Source organism: Cerasibacillus quisquiliarum, assembly GCF_014202495.1.
In the GTDB taxonomy this organism is placed as follows: domain Bacteria; phylum Bacillota; class Bacilli; order Bacillales; family Amphibacillaceae; genus Cerasibacillus; species Cerasibacillus quisquiliarum.
Genome location: NZ_JACHHA010000003.1, coordinates 260,664 through 276,665, shown reverse-complemented (window position 1 = coordinate 276,665; position 16,002 = coordinate 260,664). Strand labels below are relative to the sequence as shown.

Annotated in this window: 21 protein-coding genes; 16 read left to right on the top strand and 5 right to left on the bottom strand. The window is 34.2% G+C overall.

Features of this window, described 5'->3' with window-relative positions:
* Nucleotides 1–251: 251 nt before the first annotated feature.
* From HNQ35_RS05935 to HNQ35_RS05925, 3 genes are read right to left on the bottom strand one after another with little or no spacing between them, the layout of a single operon-like run.
* Nucleotides 252–1,940: a b(o/a)3-type cytochrome-c oxidase subunit 1 gene (locus tag HNQ35_RS05935; RefSeq protein ID WP_146935949.1), complete on the bottom strand. Its 1,689-nt coding sequence runs from the start codon at nucleotides 1,938–1,940 to the stop codon at nucleotides 252–254.
* Nucleotides 1,940–2,443, bottom strand: a complete 504-nt coding sequence (locus HNQ35_RS05930; protein WP_146935947.1) for a cytochrome c oxidase subunit II — start codon at nucleotides 2,441–2,443, stop codon at nucleotides 1,940–1,942. The genes HNQ35_RS05935 and HNQ35_RS05930 overlap by 1 nt, the downstream gene beginning before the upstream one ends.
* A gap of 20 nt (nucleotides 2,444–2,463) precedes the next feature.
* The gene (locus HNQ35_RS05925) at nucleotides 2,464–2,601 is read right to left on the bottom strand and encodes a cytochrome c oxidase subunit 2A (RefSeq protein ID WP_146935945.1); all 138 of its coding nucleotides are present in this window, start codon (nucleotides 2,599–2,601) and stop codon (nucleotides 2,464–2,466) included.
* A gap of 229 nt (nucleotides 2,602–2,830) precedes the next feature.
* On the opposite strand from HNQ35_RS05925, the gene HNQ35_RS05920 reads away from it, so the two are divergent.
* Both HNQ35_RS05920 and HNQ35_RS05915 read left to right on the top strand, forming a co-directional pair.
* Nucleotides 2,831–3,916 carry a type III polyketide synthase gene (locus tag HNQ35_RS05920; protein ID WP_146935943.1) on the top strand — a complete coding sequence of 362 codons (1,086 nt, stop codon included), beginning with the start codon at nucleotides 2,831–2,833 and terminating at the stop codon, nucleotides 3,914–3,916.
* Between the two features lies 1 nt (nucleotide 3,917).
* Complete coding sequence (locus tag HNQ35_RS05915) at nucleotides 3,918–4,439, top strand: isoprenylcysteine carboxyl methyltransferase family protein (protein WP_146935941.1); 522 nt, start codon at nucleotides 3,918–3,920, stop codon at nucleotides 4,437–4,439.
* Between the two features lie 51 nt (nucleotides 4,440–4,490).
* Here the strand turns inward: HNQ35_RS05915 and HNQ35_RS05910 are convergent, their stop codons facing one another.
* Nucleotides 4,491–4,691 (bottom strand): cold-shock protein, encoded by a 201-nt coding sequence (locus tag HNQ35_RS05910; protein WP_146935938.1) that lies wholly within the window; start codon nucleotides 4,689–4,691, stop codon nucleotides 4,491–4,493.
* A gap of 268 nt (nucleotides 4,692–4,959) precedes the next feature.
* Here HNQ35_RS05910 and HNQ35_RS05905 point away from each other — a divergent pair, with 268 nt between their 5' ends.
* Together HNQ35_RS05905 and HNQ35_RS05900 are read left to right on the top strand one after the other, a co-directional pair.
* The gene (locus HNQ35_RS05905) at nucleotides 4,960–6,630 is read left to right on the top strand and encodes a formate--tetrahydrofolate ligase (protein WP_146935936.1); all 1,671 of its coding nucleotides are present in this window, start codon (nucleotides 4,960–4,962) and stop codon (nucleotides 6,628–6,630) included.
* The gene (locus HNQ35_RS05900; RefSeq protein ID WP_146935934.1) at nucleotides 6,630–7,253 is read left to right on the top strand and encodes an HD domain-containing protein; all 624 of its coding nucleotides are present in this window, start codon (nucleotides 6,630–6,632) and stop codon (nucleotides 7,251–7,253) included. Before HNQ35_RS05905 ends, HNQ35_RS05900 begins: the two co-directional genes overlap by 1 nt.
* A gap of 12 nt (nucleotides 7,254–7,265) precedes the next feature.
* Here HNQ35_RS05900 and HNQ35_RS05895 read toward each other — a convergent pair whose 3' ends face one another.
* The gene (locus tag HNQ35_RS05895; protein WP_170226600.1) at nucleotides 7,266–8,303 is read right to left on the bottom strand and encodes a C40 family peptidase; all 1,038 of its coding nucleotides are present in this window, start codon (nucleotides 8,301–8,303) and stop codon (nucleotides 7,266–7,268) included.
* 152 nt (nucleotides 8,304–8,455) lie between these two features.
* Between HNQ35_RS05895 and HNQ35_RS05890 the strand changes: the two genes are divergently transcribed.
* The 12 genes from HNQ35_RS05890 to HNQ35_RS05835 all read left to right on the top strand — a co-directional run bounded on the left by HNQ35_RS05890 (nucleotide 8,456) and on the right by HNQ35_RS05835 (nucleotide 15,873).
* Nucleotides 8,456–9,412: a thymidylate synthase gene (locus HNQ35_RS05890; RefSeq protein WP_146935930.1), complete on the top strand. Its 957-nt coding sequence runs from the start codon at nucleotides 8,456–8,458 to the stop codon at nucleotides 9,410–9,412.
* A 16-nt stretch (nucleotides 9,413–9,428) separates the two neighbouring features.
* The gene (locus tag HNQ35_RS05885) at nucleotides 9,429–9,923 is read left to right on the top strand and encodes a dihydrofolate reductase (protein ID WP_146935928.1); all 495 of its coding nucleotides are present in this window, start codon (nucleotides 9,429–9,431) and stop codon (nucleotides 9,921–9,923) included.
* A gap of 15 nt (nucleotides 9,924–9,938) precedes the next feature.
* Nucleotides 9,939–10,517 (top strand): molybdenum cofactor guanylyltransferase, encoded by a 579-nt coding sequence (gene mobA, locus HNQ35_RS05880; RefSeq protein ID WP_146935926.1) that lies wholly within the window; start codon nucleotides 9,939–9,941, stop codon nucleotides 10,515–10,517.
* A gap of 83 nt (nucleotides 10,518–10,600) precedes the next feature.
* Nucleotides 10,601–10,801 (top strand): twin-arginine translocase TatA/TatE family subunit, encoded by a 201-nt coding sequence (tatA, locus tag HNQ35_RS05875; RefSeq protein WP_146935924.1) that lies wholly within the window; start codon nucleotides 10,601–10,603, stop codon nucleotides 10,799–10,801.
* Between the two features lie 22 nt (nucleotides 10,802–10,823).
* The gene (gene tatA, locus HNQ35_RS05870) at nucleotides 10,824–10,988 is read left to right on the top strand and encodes a twin-arginine translocase TatA/TatE family subunit (RefSeq protein ID WP_146935922.1); all 165 of its coding nucleotides are present in this window, start codon (nucleotides 10,824–10,826) and stop codon (nucleotides 10,986–10,988) included.
* 66 nt (nucleotides 10,989–11,054) lie between these two features.
* Nucleotides 11,055–11,813, top strand: a complete 759-nt coding sequence (tatC, locus tag HNQ35_RS05865) for a twin-arginine translocase subunit TatC (protein ID WP_146935920.1) — start codon at nucleotides 11,055–11,057, stop codon at nucleotides 11,811–11,813.
* Nucleotides 11,814–11,824: 11 nt separating this feature from the next.
* A complete protein-coding gene (locus tag HNQ35_RS05860; RefSeq protein ID WP_146935918.1) occupies nucleotides 11,825–12,052 on the top strand; it encodes a YozE family protein in 228 nt (75 codons plus the stop codon).
* 188 nt (nucleotides 12,053–12,240) lie between these two features.
* On the top strand, nucleotides 12,241–12,684 hold the full coding sequence (gene vrrA / locus HNQ35_RS05855; RefSeq protein WP_170226598.1) for a VrrA/YqfQ family protein: 444 nt from the start codon (nucleotides 12,241–12,243) through the stop codon (nucleotides 12,682–12,684).
* Between the two features lie 19 nt (nucleotides 12,685–12,703).
* A complete protein-coding gene (gene msrA, locus HNQ35_RS05850) occupies nucleotides 12,704–13,660 on the top strand; it encodes a peptide-methionine (S)-S-oxide reductase MsrA (protein WP_146935914.1) in 957 nt (318 codons plus the stop codon).
* 15 nt (nucleotides 13,661–13,675) lie between these two features.
* Nucleotides 13,676–13,882: a DUF6501 family protein gene (locus tag HNQ35_RS05845; RefSeq protein WP_146935912.1), complete on the top strand. Its 207-nt coding sequence runs from the start codon at nucleotides 13,676–13,678 to the stop codon at nucleotides 13,880–13,882.
* A gap of 118 nt (nucleotides 13,883–14,000) precedes the next feature.
* A complete protein-coding gene (locus tag HNQ35_RS05840) occupies nucleotides 14,001–14,237 on the top strand; it encodes a ferredoxin family protein (protein WP_146935910.1) in 237 nt (78 codons plus the stop codon).
* A 109-nt stretch (nucleotides 14,238–14,346) separates the two neighbouring features.
* Nucleotides 14,347–15,873 (top strand): FAD-dependent oxidoreductase, encoded by a 1,527-nt coding sequence (locus HNQ35_RS05835; protein ID WP_146935908.1) that lies wholly within the window; start codon nucleotides 14,347–14,349, stop codon nucleotides 15,871–15,873.
* Nucleotides 15,874–16,002: the final 129 nt, after the last annotated feature.

Genomic DNA, 16,002 nt, shown 5'->3' with positions numbered 1-16,002 from the left:
CGTCGCTTATGGGTATAGAAACTTTAATTATTTCAAAAATCGAATCATACTTCACTTTAAATTAAGAGCTGTAGTGAAACAAAAAGAATCATTATGTTCTGTTGCTTAAGCAACAGAACATGATGATTCAAATAACCAATATCTCGATTTTAATTTTACTGACCAACACCATTTGACAAAGAGCCAATTTTTAATGCTTGGAACCATTTTTTATACTATTTTGAGCTAGTTTTGTCCCAGCCCCTTTATGATTAGTTTCCAATAGGCCAGCTAAATGGTGGTGAACCAGGAGGTGAATACTGGATCATGTCGAATACTGGAATAGAGTATGCGAATAAAATTAATGCTACTGTAATTCCAATCCACATTTTCCAGTTTTCAAACCATGCTGGAGTAGGTTCTGCATCTGGTTCTTCTTGTGCAAGCGGATATTCTGTAACACCTTTAGGTGCAAAGAAAGCTAGTTTTACGAAAATGTAAAGCATGAGTAAAATAGCAATGAACAGAATTGTTCCTCCAACAGCTTGTGCCATTTGATACCCAATCCATTCTTGTGCTTGAGCTGTACCACCGTACTCTGAGAACTCAGAACGACGTGGACCGCCTTTTAAACCTTGAATGTGCATGGCTGTAGACATAATCAGCATACCAACTGACCAAATAACTGATTGAATAATACCTAATTTGTTTAGTTGAGGTGTTAGTTTTCTACCAGTTAAATGTGGTACTAACCAATAAGTAACACCAAAGAATGTTAAGAGTACAACAGTTGCTACAGTTAAGTGGAAGTGTCCGGTTACCCAAATTGTGTTATGAACAACCATGTTTAATTGGTGTGATGCGTTAATAATTCCACCAGCACCACCAGGTATAAACCCGATCATACCTAGGAAAGGTGCTAAGAAACGTACGTCACCCCAAGGTAACTTTTTCATCCAACCAAAAACACCTTTTCCACCTTTTTTACGCCCTGTAATTTCGAAAGTTGCAAACATAGAAAATGCAGTCATTAACGTAGGAATAACAACCATCATTGTTAATGCAACTTGGATAAACTTCCAAGTAGGGTGGATACCTGGTTCAGTTAACTGATGGTGAAACCCTACAGGAATTGAGAAGAATAATAGTAATACGAATGACATTCTTGCTAATGCATCACTGAAAATTCTTCCACCGATAATTTTCGGGATAATAACATACCAAGTCATATATGCTGGTAATAACCAGAAATAGACAAGTGGGTGACCAAAATACCAGAATAACGTTCTACTTAAAAGAACATTAATTGTTGATGCATAACCTAGTGACCATGGAATAAATTGTACGAGAACTGCAGTTGCAACTCCCAATGTAGCAATAAACCACATGATCATATTAATGGCTACCATAAATGCAGGTAGTGGTGTTTTTTCACCAGGATGTTTCTTTTTCCATACAGAAATTTGATGGAAATTAGTGAAAGCAGCAATCCATGATCCAATAATAACTAATGCTAATCCGATATAGAAAACTGGATGCGCTTTAAGTGGTGCATAGAATGTATAAAGCACACTAGCTTTTCCAAGTAAAATCATTGTGGCAGCCATAATCGTACCAATTAACATGACCCAAAAACTTAGCCAACCAAATTTACGTTGTTTATCAGACATTCCAACTGATTTTTCCATTAAAGAGAACTGGAATCCAATAATGAAGAACGTCGTCATCACAAGTGCAAGAATAACGCCGTGAACAGTAAGGATTTGATAATAGCCAATTCCCCAAGGTAAAGTTAATTTACCTGAACGTACTAATGTTTGTAATAATCCCATTAATCCCCCGATTAATAAGGAGATGAATGTCACATACATAAAAGACATATATAATTTCTTACTTTTCTCATGAATTGGATAGACACCAATTTCTTGACTCGATGTTGTTTCTGCTTTTGCTAATGCCATTATTCATACACCTCCAGTGTACCAAACATTAAGTGGTGACCTACACCACAATATTCATTACATACGATTGTGTATTCGCCAGGATTATTTAGTACTGTTTCCATTTTACTAACGTATCCTGGTTCAATCATCATGTTCACATTTGTTCCAGCGATATTAAAACCATGGACAACATCTGGAGAAGTAACTTGGAATAAAACATTTGATCCTTTTGGAATACGAATTGTTTTAACGGCATTTCCATCTTTATCTGTGCCAAAATCGTAGTTAAATGCTGATGCGACAACGTTTATAACATAACGCTTATCATCTACTTTATTAACACCTAAATTTTCAGGTTTGAAAGCATCATATGCTTCAACATTATTTGGGTCTATAATTTGACCGTGACTCTGTGGGTGAGTTCCTTTCCAAAATGCTCCATATCCTAGAATAAGCATAAATACAACTAAGGAACCGATTCCAAATACGAGCCATATTTTTTCAAATCTGTGTAAATGCATAAAAATTCACTCCCTTGTCATTATCTTGATAAGAATATCCCTAATACTCCAAACCAACTGATGACGATAAATGCGAGAACGAACATCACTGAGACTAATGTACCTCTCAAATCTGGTTCGTTTTTATCGCCGATATTCTTCTTTGTTTCAGATGCCATGTTTTCCACTCCCTCTCAGTTGTTGTTGTCTTCATTACCATCATACAAAATTTATGAGCGTAACTTAAGGTTTTATCATAGATGTCACATTTTAGTCAAAACATCGCCGTAACACTATCTGCATAGGCTTTACTAACGATTAAGTTAAAAAAGAATGTGACTACTATGTGAACAAATTATTAATAAAATTTGAAGAAGATGGGCAGTATAATTATAAAAAGGTGAAAATATGACAAAAATTGCTTCTGTTGGTATAGGAGTTCCTAGCCACACATTGGATCAAGAAACTGTTAAAAGTTTAGTAAAAAAAATCTTCGTAAATGAAAAACGAATGATAAACCGATTATTAACGGTTTTCGAAAATGCAGCGATACAGTCACGTCAATTTGTTGTAACACCTGATTGGTTTGAGACCACTCAAGACTTCAAAACCCGTAATGATTTATATATCAAGCATGCTGTCGATTTATCATTAATAGCTATTGAAGACTGTTTAACAAACCAATCGTTTTTGCAAAAAACAGTTCCTATTTCAGATATCGATCACATTATTTTTGTTTCTAGTACTGGGATTGCTACACCAACAATTGACGTACATATTATAAATCGTCTCCCATTTAGAGAATCGATATCACGCACGCCGTTATGGGGACTTGGTTGTGCTGGTGGAGCAATCGGTATTTCACATGCTCATCACATATTACAAGCTCAGCCAACTACCAATGTTCTTCTCATATGTTGCGAATTATGTAGTTTAACTTTTCAAAACAATGATATAAGAAAAAGTAATATTGTAGGCACGGCATTATTTGGAGATGGAGCAAGTGCTGCATTATTAATCGGAAATAAATCGCATTTAAATCGATATGTTCAAGCAAAACAAACACCTTCTATTAAATCGACAAGTTCTTTTACTAAAAGGCATACAGAAAATGTTATGGGGTGGAATATAAATACAAACGGCTTTAATGTTATTTTCTCAAAAAGAATTCCAAAACTTATTCACACGTTGTTTAAACCGCATCTTGAAAAATTTATGGGAGAACATCTTCTAGTAAACGATGATATAGATTCATTTATAGCACATCCAGGTGGAAGAAAAGTGTTGGAATCTATGGAGGAAGCTTGTTTGATTCCGAGTGAGAAATTACGACACTCTTATGACGTATTAAAAAATCATGGAAATATGTCATCACCAACTGTGTTATACGTATTAAGGGAATGGATTAAAGATTCGGAAAGCAAACATAGAAGTATCTTATCAGCATTAGGACCCGGATTTAGTTCCGAATTATTATTATTGGAGTGGAGTTAAATTGAAGACGTGGATGTTGATTTTATATCTTTGTATTATTATGCAACGGTTAATTGAATTAGTTATTGCTAAAAGTAATGAAAATTGGATGAAAGAAAGGGGAGGAATAGAGACTGGACAAGAACATTATAAATGGTTTGTCATCGTACATTGCCTATTCTTTGTAGCAATTTACTTAGAAGCTTGGCTATTTGGACGAGAAGATTTTTCGGTTAATTATATTTTACTTAGCATATTTCTATTAACGCAATTCCTTCGGGCTTGGTGTATCGTTTCTCTTGGTCGATTTTGGAATACGAAAATCATTGTCTTGCCTCGTGTAGCATTGATTCGGAAAGGACCTTATAAATATGTTAAACACCCGAATTATATTATCGTGGGTATCGAATTATTAGTGATTCCATTACTTTTTGGTGCCTATTTGACTGCTGTGATTTTCCCAATTATTCATCTTGTTTTATTAAAAATACGCATCCCAAACGAAGAAAAGGCTTTAAGAATGTCTTATGATGTTCAACGATAACAACAGAAAAGCGGTAGTCCCTAGGGACTACCGCTTAATATATGTGTTTACTTATTTCTTTTCGACATTAGCAGCTTGTGGACCACGTTCACCTTCAACAATTTCAAATGTCACTTCTTGACCTTCTTCTAATGATTTAAAACCTTCTTCTTGAATAGCGGAATAATGTACGAATACATCATTTCCTTCTTCAACTTGAATAAAACCGTATCCTTTTTCTGCATTAAACCATTTTACTACTCCGTTTTGCATTTAAATAATCCTCCTAAAAACTTTCACGTAAAACGTGTTAATACAAAGTGAACGTTCATCCAAAACAAAAATTGCCTGTTAAAGATGTAAATTCGCTTTGCTTAAATTTACTATAGCCTATTAAAGTCATTACGTCAATGATCACGCATTAAAAAACATGAAAAATCTGTGAATTAATTATATAATGATAAACATTTTATATGGTATGATAAACATGAATAAACAGAAAGATATTCATTTAATAAGGAAAGGATTAGGAGGTCGTGTTATGAAGACAGATATACAAATTGCACAGGAAGCTGATTTAAAGCCTATTGAAGAAATTGCTGAAAAGTTAGATTTACAAAGGGATGATTGGGAACCGTATGGTCGTACAAAAGCAAAAATATCTGACCATCTTATCGAAAAATTAAAGCATAAAAAAGACGGTAAAATTATTCTTGTTACATCGATAAACCCGACGCCTGCAGGTGAAGGAAAATCGACTGTTACGGTCGGATTAGGACAAGCTTTAAATAAGATCGGTAAACATACTGTAATTGCCTTAAGAGAACCGTCTCTTGGTCCTGTTATGGGCCTAAAAGGTGGTGCAGCAGGTGGTGGATATTCACAAGTACTCCCGATGGAAGATATAAACCTTCATTTCACTGGAGATATTCATGCGATTACAACTGCCAACAATGCTTTAGCTGCTATGATAGATAACCATATCCATCGAGGGAATGCGTTAAATATCGACCCAAGAAAAATAGAGTGGAAACGTGTAATGGATATGAATGATCGAGCCTTAAGAGAGATTGTTGTTGGACTAGGTGGTCCCCTTCAAGGAATCCCAAGAGAAGACGGCTTTAATATCACTGTCTCTTCAGAAATAATGGCAATACTATGTTTGGCAACAAGTTTAAAAGATTTAAAAGCGCGCCTTGCAAAAATCGTAATCGGTTATACGTATGATGATGAACCTGTAACAGTTAAAGATCTTGAAGTTGAAGGTGCGTTAACTTTATTATTGAAGGAAGCGTTTAAACCTAATTTAGTCCAAACGATAGAAAATACCCCAGCGATCATCCATGGCGGACCATTTGCAAACATTGCCCATGGATGTAATAGTATTATGGCAACGAAGACTGCTGCTAAATTAGGGGATTATGTCGTAACAGAAGCAGGATTCGGTGCTGATTTAGGAGCTGAAAAGTTCCTCAATATTAAAACACGAGCAGGTAGCTTTGAACCTGATGCAGTCGTTATTGTTGCGACCATTCGGGCATTAAAAATGCATGGCGGCCTTAAGAAAAATCAATTAACAGTGGAAGACCTTGATGCTTTAGCAAATGGAATGGAAAATTTAGAAAAACATATCGAAACGATTGAAAAGTTTGGTCTACCATATGTCATAGCGATTAATAAATTTCCAACTGATACAGACCGTGAAATTGAATATGTCGAAAAATGGTGTGAAGAAAGACAAATCGACGTGGCACTAGCCGATGTTTGGGCAAAGGGTGGCGATGGTGGTATTTTACTAGCAGAAAAAATTGTGCAAAAGATTGATACAGACAATAAAAATTTCACCTATCTATATGATTTAAATATGTCACTTGAAGAGAAGATAAAGACAATAGCTCAACAAGTTTATGGAGCAGCAGATATACAATTATCAGCAAAAGCTAAAAAACAACTTAAGGCATTCACTTCTAGAGGATGGGATCAGTTACCTATATGTATGGCTAAAACACAATATTCCTTATCAGATAATCCAAACCTACTTGGACGACCGAAAGATTTCACAATAACTATTCGAGAATTAAGTCCTTCCATAGGAGCAGGATTTATCGTTGTCTTAACAGGTGAGATGTTGACGATGCCAGGGTTACCAAAAAAACCTGCAGCTTTAAATATGGATGTGACAGATGACGGAAAGGCTGTCGGATTGTTCTAATGGACAGAAAAAAGCAATTACAACTCGTGCAACAATATGTTTATAACATATTTTCTAATGATACAACAGGACACGATTATTACCATTTAGAGCGCGTAGCCATGTTAGCAAAATCAATTGCCAAAAAGGAAAAAGCAGATATTTTTATATGCCAAGCAGCTGCTTTATTACATGATATTGGAGATTATAAATTATTTAAACATCCTGAACATGCACTTTTAGAAATGGAATCATTTCTATACAACATTCACTTTACAGAAAGAGATGTAAATACTCTCATATTAGCGATTAATGATATTTCTTACTCAAAAGGAAAAACACCTCGAACATTAGAAGGTAAAATTGTTCAAGATGCTGATCGGTTAGATGCGCTTGGTGCGATTGGCATTGCACGGACATTTGCATACGGTGGTGCTAAATGCCAACCTATTTACGATCCATTAGATCCAAATCAGACGAGCATCAATCATTTTTTCAAGAAGTTAATCCATTTGAAGGATACGCTTCATACGAAAACAGCAATTCAAATAGCGAATGACAGACACAAATTTTTAGAGCAATTTTTACAGAGATTTTTTTCGGAATGGTATTTGCAAGATATAAAAAGAAAGAGCCAATTATAGATGGCTCTTTCTTTATTGTATAATGCGCTTCGCACCAAGAAACCTATTTTGCCAATAGTCTAAATTAATATCACTAATTTCCACACCGCGAGAACTACCCGCATGAATAAATCGACCATTTCCCAAATAAATACCGGCATGAGAAGGACCAGGTTTATACGTTTCAAAAAAAACGAGATCTCCTATTGAAGGGGCTGAGATAGGTTCCGCAAAGTTCCATATTTCTGATACAGTACGGGGGATTTGGATGTTCTCTGTTTGATAGACAAACTGCAAAAAACCACTACAATCAAAACCATTCGGAGTCGTTCCACCCCATTCGTATGGTGTTCCAATATATAATTGGGCTGTTTGGATGATTTTTGTGGAACGAGACTGAGTTGTTGCTACAGGTTGAGAAGGGGGGATTGTATGTTCGGCTTTCTTAAATTCTTGTGAATCAGCATTTGATTCATTTGTTTTTGTCGATTGTTTTAATTGTTGCTTTTCTTTCTTTTTCTTTTCATGTACTTTTTTTAAAGGTTGTTGCAAATGTACATTAACTAATGAGATATGATGTTCCGCTTCAACTCGTTGAATCGCTTCGGTCGTTAACGGGCCATAAATCCCATCAATATGTCCGTGATAATAACCGAAGAACTGTAAAATTTCTTGTGTTTTTCTAACATCTTCACTTTGTAGACCGGGATAAATTTTTTCAGAAAGTTGTTCAATTTTTTTTAGGTATTGGTCCATTTCAACTTCAATCATCATATGAACGGTATCATCGTCAAGTATACCCGAAGTTGGTAATTGATTTTTTCTTTGAAATTGTTTAATCGCATATTCGGTCAGGATACCGAAATCACCATCAATATCATCATGATAAAAATTGAAATCATATAATTTCTTCTGGATCGCTTGAACACGTTCACTATGCTCACCATATCTTGGAAATTCTTTAGCTTCTATTAAATCATGTAAAATATAACTTGGCATGATCATAGGTTGACTAAGGACGGCACCATACATGAATGAATGTTTAACGATATGTTGTAACGTTTCATTCATCATAAAACTCCTTTCTTTGTCAACTTGTTATATTACATTTTATGGGAGAATCTAGTCACTTATGTTTTACGATTAGATTACAGATTTGATAACAAATGCGTTAAACAGTAAAATGAAACTTACAGTATAAACTGTATTTTGGAGGGATAGAAATGTATTATGGTGAAAAAGCCTATTTAGATTTATGTCAATATGTTCTTAACCACGGAAATAAACGCGACGATCGAACAAATACAGGTACACTTTCATCATTTGGACATCAAATTCGCTTTGACTTAAGCAAAGGGTTTCCATTACTGACAACAAAACGTGTACCATTTCGTTTAATCGTTAGTGAATTACTGTGGTTTATTAAAGGCGATACGAACATAAAATACTTACTTGAACATCGTAATAATATATGGAATGAATGGGCATTTAAAAAATGGATAGAAAGTGAAGATTATAAAGGGCCAGATATGACTGATTTTGGCATTCGCAGCCAAAAAGATACACTGTTTCGTCAGGAATATGAGAAGCAAATGGAACGTTTTAAATTACTTATTTTAACAGACGAACAATTCGCTAAGAAGTTTGGTGATTTAGGATTTGTTTACGGAAAACAATGGCGAGCATGGAAGACGAGTAAAAATGATACAATTGATCAATTAAAAGATGTGATAACATCAATCAAGACGAATCCAAACTCAAGGCGCCATATCGTATCAGCTTGGAATCCTGAAGATATTCCACATATGGCTTTACCACCATGTCATACTTTGTTTCAATTTTACGTAGCAGACGATAAATTATCATGTCAATTGTATCAAAGAAGTGCGGATCTTTTTTTAGGTGTGCCTTTTAATATTGCTAGTTATGCTTTATTAACACATCTTATCGCTCGTGAATGTCATTTAAAAGTCGGTGAATTCGTTCATACATTTGGAGATGCACATATATACTTAAACCATATGGAACAAGTTAAAACACAATTATCCCGGTCACCGAAATCATTGCCAACATTAATCATAAATAAAGAGCGAGCTAGTATATTTGATTATGAAGTCGATGACTTTATTCTAAAAGGTTATGATCCACATCCAGCAATTAAAGCACCCATCGCAGTATAGAAGGAGTAGATATGAAATGTTATCAATAGTCGTGGCTATGGGACGTAATCGTGTCATTGGAGACAATAATAAAATGCCGTGGCATTTACCTAGAGATTTACAACATTTTAAAGAAACAACTATTGGGCATACGATTATTATGGGAAGAAAAACATTTGAATCAATAGGTAGACCTTTACCTAATCGAAAGAATATCGTTATTACAACGAATGAGCAGATTCATTTACCTGAAACAGTTGAAAAGATTAATGATATTCAAACAGTTCTTAATTGGAATCAAGATCATCCAGATGAAGAATATTTTATTATAGGTGGAGGAATGATTTATAAACAAATGTTGCCTTATGCTGATCGATTACACATTACGTTAATTGATCACGATTTTCAAGGTGACACGTTCTTTCCTGATTTTGATCGGAAAGTCTGGAACTTAACTAAAAAAACTAAAGGCGAAAAAAATGATAAAAATCCATATGATTACTATTTCCTCCAATATGATCGATTAAATTAGTAGGAGGGAAGTTAGATGGAATTTAGTTCTGTTATTTTAGCAGGTGGTCAGTCATCGCGTATGGGAACAAATAAAGCACTATTAAAATTGAATAATGAATTTGTGATTGAAAAGATTCTTAAAGAACTGCGCCAACTATCACAGGAAGTTTATATCGTCAGTAATGATACTAAAATATATGACTTTCTAAATGTGCCTGTTATACGTGATCGTTATCCCGGTAAAGGACCATTAGCGGGAATTGAAACAGCTTTATACCATATAGATAAAGATATCGTCATCATCAGTCCATGTGATACACCGTTTATACATAAAGAAGTCTATCAACATTTATTAAATAAATTAGACACATATGACGCTGTGATTCCTTATGTCAACAACCGCCCACAACCTTTATCTGGTATATATAAGAAAAATGTACTACCCGTTGTTCAAAAACAACTACAATTAAATAACTTAAAAGTTAGAAGCTTTTTCTCAAAAATAAATGTTAAGTATGTGTATGATTTTGGACAAATAGCTGACGGTATAGTAGAAAAACATTTCTTTAATATGAATTACCCAGATGAATACAATCGAGCTAAATCATTTTAAACTTGTACACAGACAGAAAAACATGATAAACTAATGATAAATTGAAGTTAAATGACGTTCACTAATTTATAGAGGGTGTTTATATGTTAGCAAGCATCGGTGTTCCAGGCCTCATTTTAATATTAATAATCGCATTAATTATTTTCGGACCGTCTAAATTACCAGAAATAGGTAAAGCCGCTGGTGAAACATTGAATGTATTTAAAAAAACAACAAATGATCTAACAGGCGATGTTAAAGAGGAACTTAATGAAGTAAAAGACATGATTAAGGAAAACAAATAAATATATGTTGGAGTGAATCATCATGTTCAGTAATATTGGTATACCAGGGCTCATTTTAATTTTAATTCTTGCTTTAATCATATTTGGGCCATCAAAATTACCTGAGATTGGTAAAGCATTTGGTACATCATTGAACGAATTTAAAAAAGCTACGAAAGATTTAACAGACGATTCTAAAAAAAGCTAAGTTGTTTTAGTGGAAGGTGTAGGGGATAAAACCTTACATCTTCTTTTCTGCTAGGAGTGAAGTATAATGAGTGAAGATTTAAATTCAAATGAAGCGAAAGAAATGAATGTCACAGAACATCTGTCAGAGTTAAGAAATCGGTTAATTGTGACAGCGATTATGTTTATCGTTCTCTTCATCGTTGCTTTTATTTATCATAAACCAATCTATCATTTTTTTGAAAAAGACATCCCATTTAAATTGGCTGTAACGAGCCTAGGAGAAATAATTTGGATTTATTTTACGTTAGCTGGAGTTGTTGCGCTTGCTGGGACTATTCCCTTTTTGAGCCTTCAACTATGGTTATTTATTAAACCAGGTTTAACAAAGCGAGAGCGTAGAGCATCATTAATGTACATACCAGTCATTTTTCTATTATTTCTAGGTGGAATTATTTTTGGCTATTTTATGTTTATAAAACTCATCCTTCCATTTCTCTTATCACTAAATGATGGGATGTTCAATGAAATCTTTACTGTAGGAAACTATTTCCGGTTTGTGTTTAAAGTTAGCTTGCCATTTGCACTCTTTTTTGAAGTACCGATTATTGCTATGTTTTTAACTCAGTTAGGGATTCTAACACCATCATTTATGAAAAAAATTCGTAAATATGCTTATTTTATTATGGTAATTATTGGAGCAGCAGTTACACCGCCTGATTTCTTTTTACAAATTGTCGTTGCAGTTCCATTAATCATCTTATATGAAATTAGTATATATTTATCTCATTTCGTTTACCGTAAAAAAATCGCGAAACATGAGGCGTTTATGGAAGATACAAATTAAGGAATGATTAGATGCGAACATTTTATCAATTTATTATGTCTTATCGTGGTAAGTTAGTTGACGATGATGAAAGTCGTTTAGCGGAATGGATCTTTAATGAACATCAATTTCCTAAGTATTCTACAAGCTATGATGAAATAAGTCGATATTTAGAAATGAATAGTCCGTTTATTAACGCTTTATCTGTTTTTGATACATTGTGGGATGTCTATCATAGTCAAGATAAGGGAAATATATGATATGCTAACTAATGAATAGCAGATTTTGACAAGTTAGCCGTCATCATGACAAGATAAATAGATGATTTATGGCGAAGGGTGTTGGATTATGCGCTTGCCTGGGAAATAGTTCATGCTTAAAATGCCTACACGCTTTTCTAGGCACAACGTATAATAGTCTAGATGACTTTCTGAAGAGAGGGATTGAGATGATATTTCCACCATCATCACGTCATTATTACCAACCACCAAGTTATCAATATATTCAACAGCCGAGCCATAATACGCATCCGTTACAATCAATTTGGAAAAGATTTTTACCTAATATAAATTCAACTCGTACAACGGGAACCATTTCAAACGTCTTAACACATATGCAAAGTATCTTGAAAGTTGTTGAAACGACAGCACCATTAATTAAACAATATGGACCAATTATACGAAGTTTACCTACGATGTTCCAGATGTTAAAAGCATTCCAAGAGATGGAATCTGTCGATGAAACTGAAAATAACAGAAATAGTGAAGCCGATGTTCATGTCAATGAAGTGACTAACTCAGATAACTCTGACACTAACAATGTAGATGAGAACATTAAGATGAAACAACAAACTAGACAATCAGGTGAATCAGTGCCAAAACTGTTTATTTAAATACTATGGAGGGATAATTATGCGAGAACTTGCAACTTTTGCTGGTGGCTGCTTCTGGTGTATGGTCGAACCGTTTGATGAACGCCCTGGTATTTATGATGTTGTTTCAGGCTACACAGGTGGTCATGTAGAAAATCCGACGTATGAACAAGTCGTCTCACAACAAACAGGTCATGTTGAAGCAGTGCAAATTGAATATGATCCACATATCATGTCATACGAAGAACTTGTTTCAACTTTTTGGCAGCAAATTGATCCAACTGATGCGAATGGACAGTTCCATGATCGCGGTCCGTCATATCGAACGGCAATATTTTACCATAATAAAAAACAAAAAGAAATAGCCGAAAAATCGAAACAACAACTTGCAAAAAGTGGCAAGTTTTCTCGTCCTATCGTTACGGAAATTTTACCAGCTCAACCATTTTTTCCAGCTGAAGAAAATCATCAATATTATTATAAAAAAAATGCTTTTCATTATAAATTGTATAAAAGAGGATCGGGGCGAGAATCGTTTATAAAAGATAATTGGCAAATTAATAATCGTCAACTTCAAGAAAAGTTATCGCCTCTTGCTTATCATGTCACACAAGAAAATGGTACAGAGCCCCCATTTGCAAATGAATATTGGGACAATGATGAAGAAGGAATCTATGTCGATATCATTACAGGTGAGGTTCTTTTTTCATCAACCGATAAATATGATGCGGGTTGTGGTTGGCCGAGCTTTACTAAACCAATCGATCCCTATTATGTGACAGAACATCTTGATTTATCTCACGGTATGAAACGGACAGAAGTAAGAAGCAGGCAATCGAATGCTCATTTAGGACATGTCTTTCCTGATGGACCGAAAAAAGCAGGTGGTTTAAGATATTGTATTAATTCGGCAGCACTTCGTTTTATTCCTAAGCAAGACATGAAAAAGGCAGGTTATGGGCATTATTTATATTTATTTAAAGAAAATAATGAGTAGAAAAGAGGAATAAAAATGATTCATTTAACATGGGAAAAACGACCAACTATTAAGCAAGTAAAATGTGTTCATGCAGATGCAAAAAAGTTTATCGTAAATCGCAAGCTTACACCAGGTAAATTGTATGATGTTAAAAATGAAACAGATGAGTTTTATTTTATTATAGATAATAGTGAGCGGATAGGTGGCTTTTTTAAGGCGTATTTTGAAGAAATAAAATAAGACGTATTTCCTTGAAACTGTGATTTCATTTTTGTAAAATTAATAAATATGCTTTACTTTTTTTAATTAATATTGCAATAAACGCTGTTTCTGTATGATAAAGGAGGAAGAAAGATATATGGCATTTGTTATCACATCACCATGTAAAACTGAAAAAGCAGCTGAATGTGTTGAAGTATGTCCTGTTGATTGTATAGAAGAAGGGGAGGATATGTTTTATATCGACCCTGATGTTTGTATCGATTGCGGAGCATGTGAAGCTGTATGTCCAGTTGAAGCTATTTTCATAGAAGATGAAGTACCTGAAGAAGAAAGTGAATATATTGAATTAAATCGCAAATTCTTTGAGAATTGATAAGCTTGTTTTAAACACCTACTTTAATTAAGTAGGTGTTTTTATTTCCGTATATTTAGAAGATAGATGGGGTAAACTACTCTTAATGTCATATGAGGAGTTGAATCCAATGGCGAAAGAAAAACCTAATACGGAACCGATTTGGCGACAAGAGATCCATTTACCATCATTCTCTACACTAAAGGAAAATATTGATGCTGATGTAGCCATTATTGGTGCGGGCATTACTGGTATAACAACAGCTTATCTATTAACAAAACATCATGGCTTAAAAGTTGCTATTTTAGATTCAGATGTCATTTTAAATGGAGCAACTGGACACACGACGGCTAAAGTAACAGCTCAACACGGTCTAATCTATGATGAATTAATCAACCATTTTGGTGAAGAGCATGCTCGTTTATATTACGAAGCTCAAGTTGAAGCGATTGAAATAATCAAACAATTTATTAATACATTAAATATAGATTGTCAATTAACCGAAGAAGATGCTTACATCTATACAAATAACGAAAAGTACGTTGAAAAATTAAAAAAAGAGAAAAAAGCTTATGATTTGTTGAATATTAAAGGTGATTTACTAGACAAAATTCCATTAAATTTGCCGATCAAATTAGCTTTACGTATGAATAATCAAGCCCAATTTCATCCATTATTATATTTAAAACGTTTAGTTGAAGAGATTCAACAATTAGGGGGAAGCGTGTTTGAAAACACAACAGCAGTCGATATTGAATTTAATAAGCGACCTGCTGTCATTACTGATCAAGGCATTCGCGTATTTTGTAACTATGTCATCGTAGCAAGTCAATTTCCTTTTTATGATGGTGAAGGCTTTTATCCGATGCGTATGTATCCTGAAAGAGCATACGTTCTAGCGATAAAGTCTTCATTTAAATACCCAGGTGGGATGTATATAAATGCTGAATCACCGTCACGTTCGATTAGAAGTGTTCAATATAATGGGGAAGAATTGTTATTAATTATTGGTGAAAATCATAAAACAGGTCAAGGGAAAGAAACGCGTTATCATTATCAGGCGCTTGAAAACTTTGCGCAAGATCTTACGCAATCTTCAGAACCATTATTTCGCTGGTCGACACAAGATTTAACAACATTGGATAAGCTACCTTATATCGGTCCAATTACACCGACACATCAAAATGTTTTTGTAGCAACTGGATATAGAAAATGGGGTATGACAAACGGAACGATAGCAGCTAAAATAATAACTGACCAAATCATAGGAAAGAAAAATCGTTATTCTAAATTATTTACGCCAGCAAGGTTTAAAATAGATCCTGGTTTAAAGCGATTCGCAGCTATCAATTTAGATGTCGCTAAACATATGTTAAGAGGAAAATTTGATCATACAAAAGATATAAAAGCAATAGAAAAAATGCGACCAGGTGAAGCATTAATTACACGTGTGAACGGTAAACGAACAGGCGTTTATATGGATGAACATCATAAAGTGCATCTAGTTAATACGACATGTACACATTTAGGATGTGAAGTAGAATGGAATTCTGGCGATCATACATGGGATTGTCCATGTCATGGATCACGTTTCTCTTATACAGGTGAAGTTATAACAGGTCCAGCAAAAAAACCATTAAAAAGAATCACTGAATAATTTTTATATCTCAATATCATAAGTTTACTTATATATTGAGATATTTCATTTATAGTTCCTATAATATATATTATGTAAACTAGAAATAAAAAATTTACTTCCTTTAAAAAGCAACTGACCTATCACTTT